Annotated in this window: 15 protein-coding genes; 12 read left to right on the top strand and 3 right to left on the bottom strand. The window is 43.3% G+C overall.

Going from position 1 to position 18,423, the window contains the following annotated elements; genetic code table 11:
- Positions 1-15 precede the first annotated feature (15 nt).
- The 12 genes from Q3A68_RS17860 (at position 16) to Q3A68_RS17805 (ending at position 13,640) form a co-directional block, all read left to right on the top strand.
- Positions 16-1,530: a hypothetical protein gene (locus Q3A68_RS17860; protein WP_302902484.1), complete on the top strand. Its 1,515-nt coding sequence runs from the start codon at positions 16-18 to the stop codon at positions 1,528-1,530.
- A 34-nt stretch (positions 1,531-1,564) separates the two neighbouring features.
- A complete protein-coding gene (locus Q3A68_RS17855; RefSeq protein WP_302902483.1) occupies positions 1,565-2,809 on the top strand; it encodes a DUF2264 domain-containing protein in 1,245 nt (414 codons plus the stop codon).
- A 237-nt stretch (positions 2,810-3,046) separates the two neighbouring features.
- Complete coding sequence (gene hisG / locus Q3A68_RS17850; protein ID WP_302902482.1) at positions 3,047-3,898, top strand: ATP phosphoribosyltransferase; 852 nt, start codon at positions 3,047-3,049, stop codon at positions 3,896-3,898.
- A 68-nt stretch (positions 3,899-3,966) separates the two neighbouring features.
- Positions 3,967-5,250 (top strand): histidinol dehydrogenase, encoded by a 1,284-nt coding sequence (gene hisD / locus Q3A68_RS17845; RefSeq protein WP_302902481.1) that lies wholly within the window; start codon positions 3,967-3,969, stop codon positions 5,248-5,250.
- A gap of 4 nt (positions 5,251-5,254) precedes the next feature.
- Entirely contained in the window at positions 5,255-6,301 is a 1,047-nt protein-coding gene (gene hisC / locus Q3A68_RS17840) for a histidinol-phosphate transaminase (protein WP_302902480.1), read from the top strand.
- Positions 6,298-7,446, top strand: a complete 1,149-nt coding sequence (hisB, locus tag Q3A68_RS17835; protein WP_302902479.1) for a bifunctional histidinol-phosphatase/imidazoleglycerol-phosphate dehydratase HisB — start codon at positions 6,298-6,300, stop codon at positions 7,444-7,446. The genes hisC and hisB overlap by 4 nt, the downstream gene beginning before the upstream one ends.
- An 84-nt stretch (positions 7,447-7,530) precedes the next feature.
- A complete protein-coding gene (gene hisH, locus Q3A68_RS17830) occupies positions 7,531-8,121 on the top strand; it encodes an imidazole glycerol phosphate synthase subunit HisH (protein WP_302902478.1) in 591 nt (196 codons plus the stop codon).
- Positions 8,122-8,125: 4 nt separating this feature from the next.
- Positions 8,126-8,875 carry a 1-(5-phosphoribosyl)-5-[(5-phosphoribosylamino)methylideneamino]imidazole-4-carboxamide isomerase gene (locus Q3A68_RS17825; RefSeq protein WP_302902477.1) on the top strand — a complete coding sequence of 250 codons (750 nt, stop codon included), beginning with the start codon at positions 8,126-8,128 and terminating at the stop codon, positions 8,873-8,875.
- Entirely contained in the window at positions 8,872-9,636 is a 765-nt protein-coding gene (gene hisF / locus Q3A68_RS17820; RefSeq protein WP_302902476.1) for an imidazole glycerol phosphate synthase subunit HisF, read from the top strand. The genes Q3A68_RS17825 and hisF overlap by 4 nt, the downstream gene beginning before the upstream one ends.
- A 20-nt stretch (positions 9,637-9,656) precedes the next feature.
- Positions 9,657-10,244: a bifunctional phosphoribosyl-AMP cyclohydrolase/phosphoribosyl-ATP diphosphatase HisIE gene (hisIE, locus tag Q3A68_RS17815; protein WP_302902475.1), complete on the top strand. Its 588-nt coding sequence runs from the start codon at positions 9,657-9,659 to the stop codon at positions 10,242-10,244.
- 59 nt (positions 10,245-10,303) lie between these two features.
- Positions 10,304-11,215, top strand: coding sequence for a WD40 repeat domain-containing protein (locus tag Q3A68_RS17810; protein ID WP_302902474.1), 912 nt, complete (start codon positions 10,304-10,306; stop codon positions 11,213-11,215).
- A gap of 91 nt (positions 11,216-11,306) precedes the next feature.
- Entirely contained in the window at positions 11,307-13,640 is a 2,334-nt protein-coding gene (locus Q3A68_RS17805) for a S9 family peptidase (RefSeq protein WP_302902473.1), read from the top strand.
- Positions 13,641-13,781: 141 nt separating this feature from the next.
- Here Q3A68_RS17805 and Q3A68_RS17800 read toward each other — a convergent pair whose 3' ends face one another.
- The 3 genes from Q3A68_RS17800 to Q3A68_RS17790 all read right to left on the bottom strand — a co-directional run bounded on the left by Q3A68_RS17800 (position 13,782) and on the right by Q3A68_RS17790 (position 18,422).
- The gene (locus tag Q3A68_RS17800) at positions 13,782-14,954 is read right to left on the bottom strand and encodes a glycoside hydrolase family 130 protein (RefSeq protein WP_302902472.1); all 1,173 of its coding nucleotides are present in this window, start codon (positions 14,952-14,954) and stop codon (positions 13,782-13,784) included.
- 85 nt (positions 14,955-15,039) lie between these two features.
- Positions 15,040-16,368 carry a vanadium-dependent haloperoxidase gene (locus tag Q3A68_RS17795; protein WP_302902471.1) on the bottom strand — a complete coding sequence of 443 codons (1,329 nt, stop codon included), beginning with the start codon at positions 16,366-16,368 and terminating at the stop codon, positions 15,040-15,042.
- A gap of 20 nt (positions 16,369-16,388) precedes the next feature.
- Positions 16,389-18,422, bottom strand: coding sequence for a kojibiose hydrolase (locus tag Q3A68_RS17790; protein WP_302902470.1), 2,034 nt, complete (start codon positions 18,420-18,422; stop codon positions 16,389-16,391).
- Between the last annotated feature and the right edge of the window lies 1 nt (position 18,423).

Here is an 18,423-nt window from a genome sequence, read left to right as displayed (position 1 = left end):
ACTATAAACAAACGCATGAAATTAAGCCCTTATCTCAAAAACCTGGATTCGCTTATAGCTGCCATTATAGGTTATTATGCCATTTATCTGTTCACATCGTACAGTGGCGTGGGCCTTTCACCTGATTCGATCATGTATGCCAGCACGGCCACCAACTTACAGGCGCATGCATCGATCTTAACATTCAACAAAACTCCACTTGTATTTTTTCCGGTATTCTATCCTTTCTTTTTAGGAGTTATACAGTTTATAAGCCGAGTTGATCCTATTACCGCCGGGGCAACGATCAATAGTTGTTTGTTTGCCGCTGTGGTATTCACTACAGGCTGGATACTGGAGAACTTCACTTCACACGCAAGGGTCTACAAATGGCTGATATTGGCAGCAATCATTCTAAGTCCAGGATTATTGGAGATCTACAGCTTCCTGTGGTCTGAGACCTTATTTATTTTCGAATCACTTATTTTTATTATAGCCTATCGGCATTATTTGCAGACACATACCACTAAAGCGCTCCTGTTCGCTGCTTTTATTACTGCGATTACCTGTATAACACGGTATGCCGGTATTACCATAGTCGGTACAGGCGGTTTAATGCTCCTGATGGATAACGAGCTGCCGATTAAGAAAAAGATAAAACATATCCTGATCTATGGTTTTGTATCGATTTCGCTACTGGCCGGCAACCTGTTCATGAACCGCATTAATACAGGCCTAAGTACGGGCACCCGTGAGCCATCAATTACGCCGTTTGTTGACAATTTACATTACTTCGGCACGGTAATATGCGATTGGGCCGCTTTCAGGACAGATGCAGCCGACCCATATGCTGCACTGATCACTTCTATTATATTTATATGTCTTATTGGCATCCTTGCCTGGAAAACTTATAAACGCAGCATAGATCATGTTGAAAATATTGTAATAGCATTTGCAGTGGTATATGGCTTGTTTATCGTAGTATCAGCCAGTATTTCGCGCTATGAACGTATCAACAGCAGGCTGATCGCCCCTATGTTTATTCCGTTATTGATAGCCTGTACCAGTTGGGTTCCAGACGTATTAAGGCTTATCCAAAACAAAGCTTCAAAATATGTTTTATCGGTGGTAGCTGTTTTATTAATGCTTGCCTTTGAATATTCAGCCTACCAGGTAGATTACCAGCGTTATGATGATGAATGTGATTTTGGCGTCCCCGGATATAGTGATGATAGTTGGAACAAATCGGAGTTTGTTCAATACCTGAGAAAACATCAGCATCAGTTCAAGCCTGGCATTCCTATTTATACAGACGCCGACGAGGCGGTTTATTTGTTCACCGGCATGTCATCAACTTTGATACCGCACAAACTGCAAACCAACCTGGTGCAAAAGATGTACGCTGAAAAACGCTTTTATCTCATCTGGTTTGATAATTTGTATAACTCTGAATTGATCAGTCTGCAGGACATCATGGCGCATAAAAAGCTGGTGAAAATAGGCAGTGCCAAAGAGGGTGAGATCTATTATTCCGACGAGTCGGCAAAATAACCTTTGCACACGTATATTTTTTTAGCGATCTATCATGAAAAGGCGAAGTTTCTTAAGAAATGCCGGTATTCTTGGCGCTACTCCCCTGATAACATCTATGGCTACCGCCGACCGGGTAGCACTGGATATTCCATCCGTCGGCACCAGGATGCTGTGGTTAAACTATCTTGAAAAATTGGCTGCTCCCGTGCTGAGCGCATTGGCCACGGATCAGCTTAAAGAAAAGATGCCTGCTGAGGCCAAAAGCCCAGACCTGCTCAAAGAAAGAATCAAATATACCCACCTTGAAGCATTTGCACGCTTATTATCCGGCATTTCTCCCTGGCTGCAGGCAGAACAATTAAACACGGAGGAAAAACACCTCCAAGACAAATATTTCAAGCTGGTGGTAAAGAGTATTGAAAATGCTGTTGATCCAAAAGCTAAGGACTACATGAACTGGGGTGATGAGGGTGGGCAGCCACTGGTGGATGCATCCTTTTTTGCCTATGCTCTTTTGCGGTGCCCCAAATTATGGCATGGTTTAAATCAGCAAACTCAAAGCAACATACTTACCTGTCTGAAAAAGACACGCAGCATTAAGCCCCCTGAAAGTAACTGGCTCTTATTTGCGGCTATGATCGAGGCGTTTTTTATTACGGTGAATGAACCTTGTGATAAAAACAAAATTGATTATGCTATACAGCGGCACATCCAGTGGTATAAGGGTGACGGTATGTATGGTGATGGCTCTGAATTTCATTGGGACTATTATAACAGCTATGTAATACACCCTTACTTGTTCGATATTTTAAAAATCGCATCGGCTAAATACTCCGAATTTGAACCTGTCAGACAGCAGGTGCTGGAACATAATTTAAGATATGCCATAATCCAGGAACGCCTGATAGCCCACGACGGAACTTACCCGCCAATTGGCAGATCGATTACCTACCGCACCGGCACTTTTCACCACCTGGCTAATATGGCACTTCAACAGCAATTACCCCAGCAATTGAGTGCGCCACAGGTGAGATGTGCTTTGACCGCCGTGATTGAAAAAACAACCTCATCGACAGAAATGTTTGATCGGAACGGATGGCTCCGAATTGGGCTATACGGCCATCAGCCTTCGTTGGCCGAGACCTATATATCGACAGGCAGCCTTTATTTATGTTCGGTTGTTCTGCTGCCTTTGGGTTTACCGGAATCTAATCCGTTCTGGAGTACACCAAACGAGGATTGGACTTCAAAAAAGATTTGGAGAGGCTTAAATATGCCTGCCGATCATAGTATTTGATCTTTATAGACGTTTTATTGCTTGAATAAAATGATTCAGGCTATTTTATTATTTTGATTTTACAAACATCTCCCTATATTTGCAACACTTCATCTATAGCATTACTATACTAAAATGAACGGGCTTAACTTACATCATCTCCATCTGCATCATCGCCATCATACGGCGACAAGATAATGTTTGTTTCTACGAGAAATATCACCCCCTGTTTATTTATAATACCTTTAAATTTAATTTGTGAAAACACTTAAAATAGCCATCCAGAAATCAGGAAGGCTCAACGAAAAATCCGTTGAATTGTTAAAAAATTGCGGCCTGGACTTCGACAATTACAAAAGCTCGCTTATTTCAGGTGTCTCTAATTTCCCGCTCGAGATCCTTTTCCTTCGCGATGATGATATTCCTGAATATGTTCAGGATGGCATTGCCGACCTGGGTATTGTGGGCGAAAACGTGATACAGGAAACTGAGGTGGAAGTCGTATATCTGCAGCGCCTGGGTTTTGGCAAGTGCTCATTAAAAATTGCGATACCAAACTCTCTTGATTTAAACGATGTTACCGAATTGAGCGGTAAATCAATTGCAACTACCTATCCTGTAATATTGCGTAAATATTTAAAAGCAAAAGAAATCAATGCAGAGATACGCACCATATCAGGTTCGGTTGAAATTTCACCTGGCCTGGGATTAAGTGATGCTATTTGTGACCTTGTCTCTACAGGTGGCACCCTTAAAAGCAACGGATTGAAGCCTTTCTGCAATGTAATGTCGTCAGAAGCTATTCTGATAGGCAAAGCCGGAATAGAGAATCACGAGCATGTACAGGAATTATTACAACGCGTTCAATCGGTATTGAGAGCTAAAGAAACCAAGTACGTGGTATTGAATATCCACAAAGACAACCTGAATAAGGCCATCGAATTGCTTCCCGGGGTGAAGAGCCCATCGGTAGTACCACTTGCAGACGAAGGCTGGGTTGCGGTACATACCGTCATACCTGAAAGTGATTTCTGGGACAGGATCAACCTTTTGAGACAGGCCGGTGCACAGGGCATTACCGTAATGCCTATTGAAAAGATTATATTTTAAGTTGAAAGTTGATGGTTTGCAGTTCGCTAAAAAAACTGCAAACTGTCTACTGTAAACTGCAAACTGACATGAGGACATACAACTATTCAGATTTAAGCAAACCCGATATTCAAAAGCTGGTTCAGCGCAACGTTGACCCGGCTGATGAGATACGCAATGTTGTGGAAGAGATCATCAATAATGTCCGAACTCATGGCGACCGCGCTTTACTGGATTATGCTGCCAAATTTGATAAGGTTGAATTAAAAAGTCTATCCATTGGAAAAGATGAGTTAGCTGCCTTTGCTTCTGAATTACAACCAGAGCAAAAAAAAGCATTAGATATAGCCTACGCTAACATCCGCAAGTTTCACGAAACACAGTTGCATGCTGAATCGAAAGTAGAAACTATGCCGGGTGTAACCTGCTGGCGCGAATTGAGGCCGATTGAAAGAGTTGGTCTTTACATTCCCGGCGGAACGGCGGTTTTGCCGAGTACTTTTTTGATGTTAGGTATACCTGCCCGCCTTGCAGGTTGTCATGAAATTGTGGTATGCTCCCCTCCTCAAAAAGATGGTAAGATCAATGCCTACATCGCTTATGTTGCTCAACTGCTTGGGGTAGAAAAAGTATACCTAACAGGTGGCGCACAAGCCGTTGCGGCTATGGCCTTCGGCACTGAAAGTATTACTAAAGTTGATAAGATATTCGGCCCAGGTAATCAGTATGTTACCAAGGCAAAAACGATAGTCCAATCTACTACCAATACAGCCATCGATATGCCAGCCGGGCCATCAGAAGTATTGGTAATTGCCGATGACAGCGCTGTCCCGGCTTATGTAGCAGCCGACTTACTTGCTCAGGCAGAACATGGTATAGATAGTCAATCAGTATTGGTAACCGCCTCTGAGCAATTTGCTGAAAGGGTTATGACAGAACTTAACAAGCAATTGCCCGCATTACCCCGTGCCGCCATTGCAGGCAAGGCAATTGATAACTCTTACATCGTAGTGGTGAATAATCTGGAAGAAGCTATGCAATTCAGCAATGAATATGCACCGGAACACTTGATACTGGCCACTGATCATTGGCAGCAAATTACCGGGAACATCGTCAATGCCGGCTCAGTATTCTTAGGAAACCTGACGCCAGAAAGCGCGGGTGACTATGCCTCAGGAACCAATCATACCTTACCTACAAGCGCTTATGCACGAGCTTACTCAGGTGTTTCAGTTGACTCTTTTGTTAAGAAAATCACTTTTCAGCATATCAGTCCCGAAGGGATACAAAGTATCGGTCGCACGGTGGAAATTTTGGCTGAGCTGGAAGGTTTACAGGCACACAAGAACGCCGTAAGTGTTAGAATGAAATAAGACAATGTTTGACATTAATAACATATTAAGAGAAAATATAAAAAACCTGACCCCCTACTCATCCGCACGTGATGAATTTCAGGGTGAGGCGAGTGTTTACCTGGATGCTAATGAAAATGCATTCGGTTCACCGTTGGATCAGAATTATAACCGCTACCCAGATCCTTTACAATTTGAGGTAAAAAAACGTTTGAGCGAAATCAAAGGCGTTCCGCCGCGCAATATCTTTTTAGGTAATGGCAGCGATGAAGCCATCGATATATTGGTGAGAGCATTCTGTAATCCAGGGGTGGATAATGTGATCCTGGTGCCACCAACTTATGGCATGTATGAGGTTTCGGCTAATATCAATGACATCCAGATCAAAAAAGTACCGCTTACAGAAGAATTCCAATTAAACCTTGAAGGCATTGCAGAGGCTGTCGACCCTCATACCAAAATAATCTTCGTTTGTTCGCCGAATAATCCTACAGGCAACTCTATGAACCGTGAAGACGTGGAAACACTCCTGGCCAATTTCAGCGGAATAGTAGTTGTTGACGAAGCTTATATCAACTTCAGCAGGCAAAAAACTTTCATTCAGGAACTTACCGAATATGCCAACCTGGTAGTGTTACAAACGCTGTCGAAGGCATGGGGATTGGCAGGCCTTCGGGTAGGTATGGCCTTTGCCAGTGAAGAGATCATCGAAGTGATGAATAAGGTGAAACCACCTTATAATATTAATGATGCGTCGCAGCAATTGGCTCTGAAAGCGCTTGAAAACATTGATCAGGTAAACTCCTGGATAAAAGAAACTTTGGTGCAGCGTGATAAACTTGTACTTGAATTAAAAGATTACGATTTCGTGGTCGATATTTATCCTTCGGATGCTAATTTTATCCTGGTGAAAACAACTGATCCGAAAGGGATTTATAATTTCCTGGTGCAACAGGGAATCATTGTTCGGGACCGTTCAAAAGTGACCCTTTGTGAAGGCTGCTTAAGGATAACTGTGGGTACTCCCGAGGAAAACAACATTTTACTACAAGCTTTAAAAAACTATAAATGAGCGCACCAAAAAAAATACTATTTATAGACCGTGATGGTACGCTGATACTGGAAACTGCGGACGAGCAAATAGACTCATTTGCTAAACTGGAATTTTACCCTGGAGCATTGCCCTGGTTATCAAAAATTGCGAAGGAACTGGATTTTGAATTGGTAATGGTGACTAATCAGGATGGGTTAGGTACCTCATCTTACCCTGAAGATACCTTTTGGCCGATACAAAATTTCGTACTAAAGGCTTTCGAAAATGAAGGTGTCAAGTTTTCGGGCTTTGCCATCGACAGCACTTTTCCGAGGGACAATGCCCCTACCCGTAAGCCAGGTACAGCATTGCTTACCAAATATATCGGCAATGATGCATATGACTTGAAAGGATCATTTACCATCGGTGATCGTAAAAACGATATCTTATTAGCTAAAAATTTAGGTGCAAAAGCCATCTGGCTAAACAATGGCTCCAACCTTGGCGGCACGGAATTTACACAGGAACAGCACGATGCTCTGGAAGATGTTATCGCTTTGGAAACCACCGATTGGCAAAAAGTGTACGAATTCCTGAAAGTAGGCGAACGTGTTGCTGAACATCGCCGCACAACAAAGGAAACGGATATTTATATAAAGCTTAATCTTGACGGGAAAGGCACAGCCAAAGTATCTACAGGCATACATTTCTTTGATCATATGCTGGATCAGATTGCTCGTCATGGCAACATTGACCTGGAAATTGAAGCAAAAGGCGATCTGCATATCGACGAGCATCATACCATTGAAGATACTGGCATTGCATTGGGCGAGGTATTTGCTGCTACCTTAGGCGATAAACGCGGGATTGAGCGTTATGGATTCTGTCTGCCAATGGATGATTGCCTTGCACAGGTGGCCATCGATTTTGGGGGGAGAAACTGGTTGGTTTGGGATGCGGAGTTCAAACGCGAGAAAATCGGCGAAATGCCAACGGAGATGTTTTATCATTTCTTCAAATCATTCTCAGATGCGGCCAAATGCAACCTGAATATTAAGGCTGAAGGACAAAACGAACATCATAAAATAGAAGCCATATTTAAAGCGTTCGCCAAAGCAATAAAAATGGCCGTTAAGCGTGATGTGAATAACATGGTGTTACCATCAACTAAAGGAGTTCTTTAAGTTGACAGTTGATGGTTTGCAGTTGGCATAAAATTGCTAACTACAGACCCAAATGCCAACCGCAAACTGATAACTGCAAACTGAATGATTGGAATAATAAGATACGGTGCCGGAAATATTTTCTCTCTAACTGCTGCTTTAGACAGGTTAGGCATAAAATATGGTATGGTGCATAGTGAAGCAGATTTTGAACAATTTGACCGTTATATCATACCCGGCGTGGGGCATGCCGGCGCTGCCATGAACAAGCTGCAGCAAAGTGGAATGGTCGAAAAAATCAAGGCCATACAAAAACCTACACTTGGTATTTGCGTCGGTATGCAGCTGCTCACTGCGCATTCGGAAGAGGGTGACGCTAATATGCTGGACATCTTTCCGATAAAAACCAAACGGTTTACTGATAGTGCCGAATACAAAGTACCACACACCGGTTGGAACCAGGTCTATAGCGAAAAAGAGAACCCGCTGTTTAAAAATATTCCAATCGGATCACATTTTTACTTTGTACATTCATATTTTATTGAGTTCAACCCGACATATACGTTGGCCTCAACTGATTATAGTATAAAATTTTCGGCATCAATTTGGAGGGATAACTTTTTCGCGGTGCAATTTCACCCCGAAAAATCGGGCAAATTTGGCGAAGTATTACTAACTAACTTTTCAAACTTATAAAGCGATGTATATAATTCCGGCGATAGATATTTTAAATAAACGTGTTGTAAGGCTGCGTGAGGGCGACTATGAGCAAGTAACTGAATATGATGTTACCCTCGAAGAAATGATCGAAAAGTACAAGTCGCATGGTACCGATTTCATCCACATCATCGACTTAAACGGTGCAAAAAACGACTTTAGTAATCAACAATATCTTTTTGATGTGATCCGCAAAACGGATATGAAGGTGCAATATGGCGGCGGTATCCGCAGTATTGAGAAAGTGAAAGAATTGATAGATGCAGGTGTGCACAGGGTAATTGTCGGAACACAAGCCATCACTAACCCGAGTTTTTTACCTGAGTTGAGTAAAGAGGTCTGCGGAAAAGACAAATGTTCTGATCAGGTGATCGTGGCGATAGATGTACTGGACGAAGTGATTAAATACTCAGGATGGATGGAAAGCTCTCCAATCAAACTGATGGATTATGTCGACAGATGCCTTCAGCTGGGCTTTTTCCGCTTCTTGTGTACCGATATTAATAAAGATGGCAAACTAGCCGGCGCAGGTATTGATTTGTATCAAAAATTGCTTGATCATTCCCCGTTTATTAAGCTCATCGCATCGGGCGGTATCAGCTCAATGAAAGATATTGAGGACCTGAGCAAAATAAAGGTAGAATCGGTTGTAGTTGGTAAAGCCATTTACGAGGGACGTATCAACATCGACGAGATCAAAAATTGGAATTTGAAATCTTTAATTTCAATATGAGTCTGGCCAAACGAATTATCCCCTGTCTGGATGTTAAAGATGGCCGCACGGTAAAGGGTGTAAACTTCGTCGATCTGCGTGATGCCGGTGACCCGGTCGAATTGGCTTGGAATTACTCCAACCAGGGCGCTGACGAGTTGGTATTCTTAGACATAACAGCAACTCACGAACGCCGCAAAACAATGGTGGAGTTGGTAAAGGCAGTAGCCCGACAAATCAATATCCCCTTCACCATAGGTGGCGGCATCAACGAAATAGCTGATGCAGATGCTCTTTTAAATGCTGGCGCCGATAAAATATCGATCAACTCGGCGGCAGTACGGAATCCGGCTTTGATAGACGAATTAGCCAAAGCATTCGGCGTTCAGTTTGTTGTGGTAGCGGTTGATACCCGCCGCCTTGATGGTAAAAATATTGTTCACCTCAATGGCGGACGCATACCCACCGAAAAAGAAACTTTTGATTGGATATTAGAAGCCGAAAAACGTGGTGCCGGTGAGATATTACTCACATCAATGGATCATGACGGCACTAAGGGCGGCTTTGATAATCTATTTTTAAAACAAGTAAATGAGGCTGTTCATATTCCGGTAATTGCCTCCGGCGGAGCAGGTAGCATCCAGGATTTTGTTGATGTATTTGAAAAAGCGAATGTTGATGCGGCACTAGCCGCTTCGGTATTTCACTATGGAGAAATACTGATCCCCGACCTGAAAGAAGTTTTGAAACAGCATCATATTGAAATAAGAACTACTCATTAATCCGTAAAGGAAAATATACAATGGCTATTGATTTTAACAAAAGCGACGGTTTAGTCCCGGTAATTATACAAGACGAGCAAACACTTGAAGTGCTTATGCTGGGCTATATGAACCAGGAAGCCTACGATAAAACTGTGAAGGAAAATATTGTTACCTTCTTTTCACGCTCAAAAAATCGTTTGTGGACAAAAGGCGAAACCAGTAACAACTTCCTGCATGTAAAAAGCATAGCGCAGGATTGTGACAATGATACTTTACTGATAAAAGTTAAAGCTGATGGCCCGACTTGTCATACCGGAGCCCGTAGCTGTTTTAATACAGCATACAATCAGAATTTCATTCTTCAGCTGGAGCAGATAATTAATGACCGCTACGAGCATCCGAAGGAGGGCTCCTACGTAAATAAACTGCGCGAGAAAGGGCTAAACAAAATAGCGCAAAAGGTAGGTGAAGAAGCAGTGGAGACTGTTATAGCAGCCTTAGCGCAAACCGAAACGGATATGATCAATGAATCCTCCGATCTGGTTTTTCATTTGATCGTCCTTTTGCGCGAAAAGGGCATCAATCTGGAAACTGTTGCAAAGAACCTCGAAAGCAGACATAAATAAGTTGGCAGTTGGCAGTAGACTTGATTGCAGACTGTCAACTGCCAACTGCCAACTGAAGAATGATTACCGCCACCAAGATAGCAGAACTCACCGGCCATGGTAACCCAATATTTTCATTGGCGTTGTCCCAAAAGCCAGGCATACTATTTACTGGTGGTAATGATAAGGGGCTGGTAGAATGGAGCCTGAAGGACAACGCTTTTATCAAGGTGATGTTCCCAGTAAAAGCCTCTGTGTATGCGATTTACTGCCCCCAGGGCTATCCCCTCCTGTTTGCTGGTTTACGAAGCGGCCATGTATTGGTATTCAATTTTCTCGAACAAAAGATCACACACGTTTTACATGGCCATCAGGCACCTGTTTTCGATATTAAATCTGTGCAGCGAAAAAATGAGCTGCTCGTGGCTTCTGAGGATGGTACTGTAACGGTATGGAGCCTAAACGACCTGGAAAAAATTTATACTATCCCGGTATCCAAAGACACCGTTCGCAGTATCAGCGTTTCTCCGGATGAGAAACAGGTTGCCTTTGGTTGCCGGGACAATTCCATCAAAATATATGATGTAGAGGATTATTCCCTGATCAAAAGTCTTCATGGTCATACTATGGCAGTATTTGCTGTGCAGTATGCTCCGGATGGGAGTTATTTAGTCTCCGGATCACGCGATGCTCAAATCAAAATATGGGATTCCCTCACCTTCGAGCTGATCAAAAATATCCCTGCTCATCTTTTTGCTGTCAACCATATTGCATTTCATCCGTCACTACCCTACTTTGCGACAGCTAGCATGGATAAAAGCATTAAAATATGGGGTGCAGATGATTTTAAATTATACAAAATTATCAGCCGCGAAAAGGGATACCCGGGCCATGTGCTGTCGATAAATAAACTCGGATGGAATGGCAGTCAGCTCATTTCCGTAAGCGATGATAAGCGCATCTTGATATGGGATATACAGTTTGATGCTTAGGCACTGTCTTTGTTTTTGCCACAAACTTATTACACATACCAATTGAGTGAAAAAAACACTAATTTGCATCTGATAATTTTAACTGATCATCATGAATAAATTACTCCTCGCTATGCCATTCCTGGTATTAGCGTCAATAGTTAATGCCCAGCAAGGGCCTCAATTAACCGCAAAAGATTACGAACACGCCGAAAAATTTCTAAATTATAATACTGCACCACTTATCGATCACGAGAACGTGAATGCGGTATGGTTTGACGGGGATAAGTTTTGGTACCGTGTATTGACTGCTAAAGGGAGCGAGTTTATACTGGTTGATCCTGTTAAAAAAACACGTGCAGCGGCATTTGATCAGCAGAAATTAGCTGCTTCCCTTTCAAAAGCTACCGGTAAACAATATCAAGCAGCTATGCTGCCCTTTAGCTCTATCAGCTTTTCGCCAGATGGCAAATCGGTAATTTTTGAAGCTGATGGCAAACAATGGAATTGTAATCTGCAGACCTATGACTGTCAGTCTGATAATTCACATGCAAATGCAGGCAAAGAAAAGGGTCGCGGCCGGAAAAGAGCCGAATTAGAAGTAACATCGCCAGATGGTAAAAAAGTAGCTTATATAAAAGATTATAACTTATGGGTGCGCGATGTAGCCAGTCATAAGGAAATCCAGTTAACCACCGACGGCGAAAAAGACTTCGGTTATGCCACCGATAATGCAGGCTGGAAAAGCAGCGATGCGGCCATTCTGCGTTGGTCGCCTGATTCGAAGAAGATAGCGACGTTTAAGCAGGATCAGCGTAATACAAGTGAGATGTACCTGGTTTCGACCAATGTAGGCCAACCAAAATTGAAAGCCTGGAAATATCCGTTACCTGGCGATAAAGAGGTCGCTATGATACATCGCGTTATCATCAATATTGACGAGCCTAAAGTAATCAATCTACAGATAGCCCCTGATCCGCATAGGGCAACATTGAGCGACGACATAGCCAGTAGCGGTACTTTTGATGACGTAGACTGGAGCCCGGATGCTAGCCAACTGGCTTTTGTATCCACCTCACGCGATCATAAAGTAGAGAAAATGCGTATTGCAGACGCTGCTACCGGAAAGGTCCGTGAAGTATTTGAGGAATCGGTACCAACTCAATATGAATCGGGGTGGGGTACCATCAATTGGCGTTATCTTCCAAAAAGCAGGGAGATTATCTGGTTCTCGGAGCGTGACAACTGGGGACATCTGTATCTGTATGACGCTGCTACAGGCAAATTAAAAAATCAAATCACCAAAGGCGAATGGGTGGTTACACAATTATTAAAAGTGGACGAGAAAAATCGCGTTTTATATTTCCTAGTCGACGGACGCGAAGCCGAGAACCCATACTTCAGTCAACTATGCAAAATCGGCTTTGATGGTAAACATTTCGCTGTACTTACTCCTGATGCCGGTAATCACCAGATAACATTCTCGCCATCCGAGAATTATTTTATCGACAGCTATTCAAAACCAAATGTACCACCAATTACTGTTTTAAGGGACCTGAATGGTAAAATAATTACTGATCTGGAGCAGTCAGATGTATCAAGACTTGAAGCAACCGGCTGGCATGCACCAACTCCGGTTAAATTGATCGCGCATGATGGCAAGACTGACATTTATGGTTTAATGTTCACTCCTACCAATCTTGATCCAAATAAAAAGTATCCTGTTGTTGACTATATATACCCTGGGCCACAGGGCGGCAGTGTAGGCAGCTGGTCATTCTCTGCTTCAAGAGGTGACAACCAGGCTTTGGCTGAATTAGGTTTTGTGGTTATAGCTATAGAAGGGACAAGCAATCCTTTGCGTTCAAAAAGCTTTCATGATATGAGTTATGGTAACATGGCCGAAAATACTATTCCAGACCAGATAGCAGGAATTAAGCAATTAGCTGAAAAATATGGCTACTTAGATACTACCCGCGTAGGCATTTGGGGGCACTCAGGCGGTGGTTTTGCCACAGCAACCGCTATGTTCCGTTATCCTGATTTCTTTAAAGTAGGCATATCCGAATCAGGCAACCACGATAACCGCAACTATGAAGATGATTGGGGCGAGCGTTATGATGGCCTGGCGAGCAATTCCAACTATGAGGCACAAGCGACCGAGAATTATGCAAAAAATCTGAAGGGCAAACTAATGCTGGCCCACGGTTTAATGGACGATAATGTTCCTCCTCAAAACACTTTATTGGTGGTTGAGGCTTTGGAAAAGGCAAATAAAGACTACGATTTGGTAGTTTTCCCAAATGCAGCACATGGTTACGGTGGTTTTTCCCCGTACATGATGCGCCGTCGCTGGGACTATTTTGTGAAGAACTTATTGGGTGCAACCCCACCTGAAGAGTACCAGTTGAAATTTAAACCTGATCCACGTACTTCTTCGAGATAATCAAATAATATACGATAACGAAAGACTACTTTCCTGGGGAAAGTAGTCTTTTTATTTGGGGTTAAGTTAAAACCTTATTGCCATCCAGTGAATGACCTCCTTGCTCAGGGATAGATATATTAACAAAAAAATCGCCTGTTATCACCTGCTGGCAGCTACTGCTATTTTCGAATCGCCCGTACCGTAGTACAAATACCACACATTTCTAAACTGGGTTAACCCTTCCAGGAAACAAACCTGGTTCACTTGTCCGGTGATCTCATAGGGCTTTTCAGGACGCATAAACCAGGTATTCATCCGTTTGATGATCTTGGTCGGATCATTTTTATCAAATAACACCTGCGCGGCGGTATAAGTCCCATCAGGCAGCGATTTATCGCCATACTCCCGCATATTACGGCTGTTATAGATCAACCTTATTCCTTTATCTGTCAGCATAGCCGGAGGCCCCGACTCAACGAGGTCGCTGTCAAACTTACCTTCGCGGGTTGGCAATACAATTTTCAAATCAGGCATATCCAATGCTTGTGACCTGAGTTTTACGGGCGAATGTTCACCCGCTTTCATTTCAACAGGCGTCCAATCCAACAAATTATCAGAATAAGCGCACCAAATTTGTGTATCGCCCCAGTACATCCAGTATTTTCCATTGATCTTTACTGCGATAGGTTGCCCGTCTTTATAAGCTGAAACAATCGATCCGGATTTACTCCATAGCTTTGCATATTTACCATTATAGGCTTTTGCAAACACACTACCATGCTTTGTCCAATGCTGCAGGTCTTTCGATGTGGCTTCCAGCAGACGGGCTATTTGCCCATCGAAAGCCGTATAAGTCATATAATAAGTCCCAAGGCTATCTTCAACCACCCGTGGATCTTCGCAACCACCCTCCCATTCCAGTTTTTTATATAAGTCATTATCAGGATACAATACCGGCGCAGGCATTCGGGTAAAATGAACTGCATCTGTGCTCACTGCCAAACCTATCCGCGAGGTGCCTCCTGGTTTTCCTATTTTGTCCTGAGCACGGTAAAGCATGTATATTTTACCATCTTTCTGAACTATCGCCGGATTGAACACGTCCTTTTCTTCCCACAAAGTTTTTGTTTTGCGAATAGGATCGGTGAAGTTTCCGTTACCTGGCTGCAAAATAGGATTTACACTATCCAATTTTTTAAAAGGGAGCAGCGCCCAATCAGTTGTTGAATCTGTTTTCGTTATCGATTGAGGTGCCTTATCAGAACGGCTCTGATTATTATTACATCCGCAGACGATTAATACTCCAAATGCAAGCAGTAAGATATGACGCATAATATGGCAGGTTAAATTGGTTTAACAAAATAAAAAAAGCAGTCGCTTATACAGCTGCCTTTGGGAAAATCTATCACGCAAAGCGCTATTTTTTCATTACGAGCTTTTTCACTACCGAATCTCCTACAACAGTACCGAAACCGTTCGACACGATACACGAGTTGTGAAAGTGTATACCGCCGTAAAACCTGGCCAGAACATTCTCTGCAGCGGCGTCTTTGAACGATTTATAGGAGCGATTTTTAATACCGAATTCTAACTCTGAGGTATCGGTGTAAGCAACGTTTTCTCCCAAAACACTGGTAAGCGCTTCGGCGGCTGCTGCCGAAATGGTGCAATGACCGCAGGTATACTCCGGGAACGGCGGCGTTTGCAGATGTGGTCTCCAGTTTTTGTCAAAAAACTTATTGATAATGGTCTCAGGGCGGGCTGTTTTGTAAACATATTTAGCTGTCCACGACTCGATAAAGGCATCAAACAACGCAATGGCAGTCTTCGCATAAGCGCATACCGTAGTATTAAAATCGGCGTTAACTTTTTGAGCACCGATACCCACAATACTCATCCAGTGCCCTGGAGGTGAAAACTTTTTAGTCACAAACATCACGTGTCCGGAAACATTTAACTTACCCGGGTTATCGTCCCAAAAGTCGGCAATATGGGTTTGTTCTGCATTTAAGCTATCAACGGTATTTTTTATATAGATTACCTCTTTATAGTACTTGCTGCTCGGGTCGGTAACATTGAAAGTTGGTGGTGGTGGAACCCGGTACTGTTTGGCGTCGTGCATTACCATCGTTCTGATCTCGCTCCAATGCGGCTCAACAGCCTCGGTGTAAGCCGGTGGAGTTGGCACCCACCGCCATGCTGAATCGTTCACAGCAAACTTCGGGGCGCTTCTTGTTTTGGCGTAGTTGTCCTTTTTACTCCAGGCCATGATTGAAGCAGCAACGGCCTTAGCATAATTCTCTGAGTTGGTAATTATTTCAGAAGGCATGCCATGTGTAACTGCAATCTGATGAAGACTATCTGTATAATCTCTCATGCTGCCTTCCGGAAAGGTCACTGCCTCACCTACTTTACAAAATGCAAGAATAGCGGCATATTCATAATCTATTTTTCTCCCGGCGGTAGGTTTGGCAACTTTTGTAAGCCCGTTTACCTGGCCAACCAACGAGTGGTATTTATCAGGATACCCTGCTGCAATTACTTCATAGCCTGCAATAGAAGCATAGGCATAGTTTCGCGATGCTACCACGGGCGTAAAGTTATTACCCATTACCACAGCATTCAGTTCATGCACAGTCCTGCTGTATAAGGTTGGATCGTGCAGTATTTTCTCATAATCTGGTTTTTTACACGATGTAAAAAACACGGCAGTTATCAGCACAAAAAATAAAAAACGTTTCATCATGTATTTAATAATTAAATTGGTCATTTGATCGTATAGGTCTTCTTATCCACCCCGACACCGGTAATGGTTACCGATTTCCATTTTGATGGCAAGGTGCTCTTGACCTGAATAATACCCTGCGGTGTAATGTCCAGACCCCCAAAACCCATCAGCAAGCTTTGCACTATACCTCCGGCGCCGGTAGCAAAATATGGATTGGTTCCGCCTTTTGTTTCAGCAATCACCCTGAATGGCGGATTCAGGTTTGGCTCATAAGCGTCTTTAAAGAAGTGCAAGGCTTTATCACCATTACCTATTCTTGAATACAGCAATGTAAATATACCCTGTGTCATTGCTGGTGTACCCTCATTTGGCACCCGTGTTTCATAGTATTCCAGGTCCTTTTTTATCTGATTTTGATCTGTAATGGTTTTAAGCGGGTAAGCAAGGAGATTAACATCAGCCTGTTTTATGCCTTCGCCCTTGTATGATGCGAACTCTTTGGTTACGCCGTTATCCATTTTCAGGATCGGAATATTTTGGGCAACTACCTCCCAATCCGGGTCAGCCTTGAGTCCTAATATCTTAGCAGCTTCAGTAGCGTTTTTCAGGTTCGCTATAGCGGCAGCGTTGGTGAAGGCGTCATTATCAATATTTTCCGCCCATTCGTCGGCAGCGACCACGTCTTTGATATCATAATGTCCCGGGCCGTTTCTTTCCACGCGGCTTGCCCAAAAATCGGCAGTGGCTGAGAGTATCGGCCAGCCTTTTTCCTGCAGCCATTGTTTATCCTGGGTAACGCAATAGTAGTTCCAGGCAGCAAAGGCCACACAAGCTGTTATATGATGCTCAAAAGGGCCGCTCAGCGCCCAAACTGGTGTTTCCTCCACGCCGCTGTCCGCACTCTCCCAGGGGAACATAGCGCCTTTATAACCATGTGAAAACGCATTCTGCTTGGCGACAGCCAAACGCTGGTAACGGTATTCAACTAATGATTTGGCAATTTCAGGATGTAAGACGAGCAGAGCAGGATACATCCACAAATCGGCATCCCAAAAAACATGGCCATTGTAACCTAAGCCGGAAAGGCCCATCGGCGAAGGGGAGTAAGCTGTACCGGCACGCGAAAATGAATACAGATGATATAGCATACTATGAATATCTTGCTGGGATTGAGCGTCGCCTTCAATTTTTATGTCGCTCTTCCAAAGCTCATCCCATGCTTTTTCATGGTACTGAACCAAACGGTCTCGGCCTTCCAGTTTTGCAAACATGGTTAAACGCTCGGCCTGATTCAACGGATCGGCGTCGTGCGCTGAAGTAATAGATGATCCGGCAACAGCATATTTATAAGTTTGCCCTGACTCAATCTTTTTGCTGAACTTCATCAGGTGCATATTATTGTCCCACATCTCATGGATCACGCGGGGCTCTTGCCCGTGAGCTTCATTAAACAGGAAAGTATTGGAAGCACATAATAAGAGTTTACCTGTAGGGCTTTTTGCAGTCGATGTCAGCAAACTGATGGTTACATGCGGACGATCGATCTCGTTATAATAATTCTGCACATCTTTTAGAGCATCAGGGGCTTCCATTATGCTGGCAGCTGTTATATTGACCGGTTTTTTAGCGGTGACAGAGATATCCATCAAAACGGTAAAAGGCAGATGGCGTAAGGAATAATAAGTGTATTTGATGGAAGCCTCATCGCCATAATCAAAAGTAGTGGTAAAAGCGGCATGCTGCATATCCAGTTCCTGCTTAAAATTGCGGATATTCTTGGCTTCAACCCGGCGGTTATTGATTTCCAGGTACATATTAAGCAGATTAAAGCTATTCAGGAAATTGCTTACCCTGCCACGGCCATAAAGGTCATAAGCGCCTGCCAGCACCACATTTTTCACTTTAAAAGGCTCCGGCGATGACACTATACCAATCATTCCATTGGCAACAGTAACCCCATAGTAATTTGCCGGATCAATTTTATCGGCCTTTATTACCCACTCATCCTGGGCATAGGCAGCCGAACTGAAAAGAACAGCTAAGCCGGCCAGTAACCTGTATACTTTATGCATT

This window comes from Mucilaginibacter tolerans (genome assembly GCF_030519375.1).
Taxonomy (GTDB): domain Bacteria; phylum Bacteroidota; class Bacteroidia; order Sphingobacteriales; family Sphingobacteriaceae; genus Mucilaginibacter.
The sequence above is the reverse complement of the archived record's forward strand: the minus strand, read 5'-3'. Positions and strand labels throughout refer to the sequence as shown.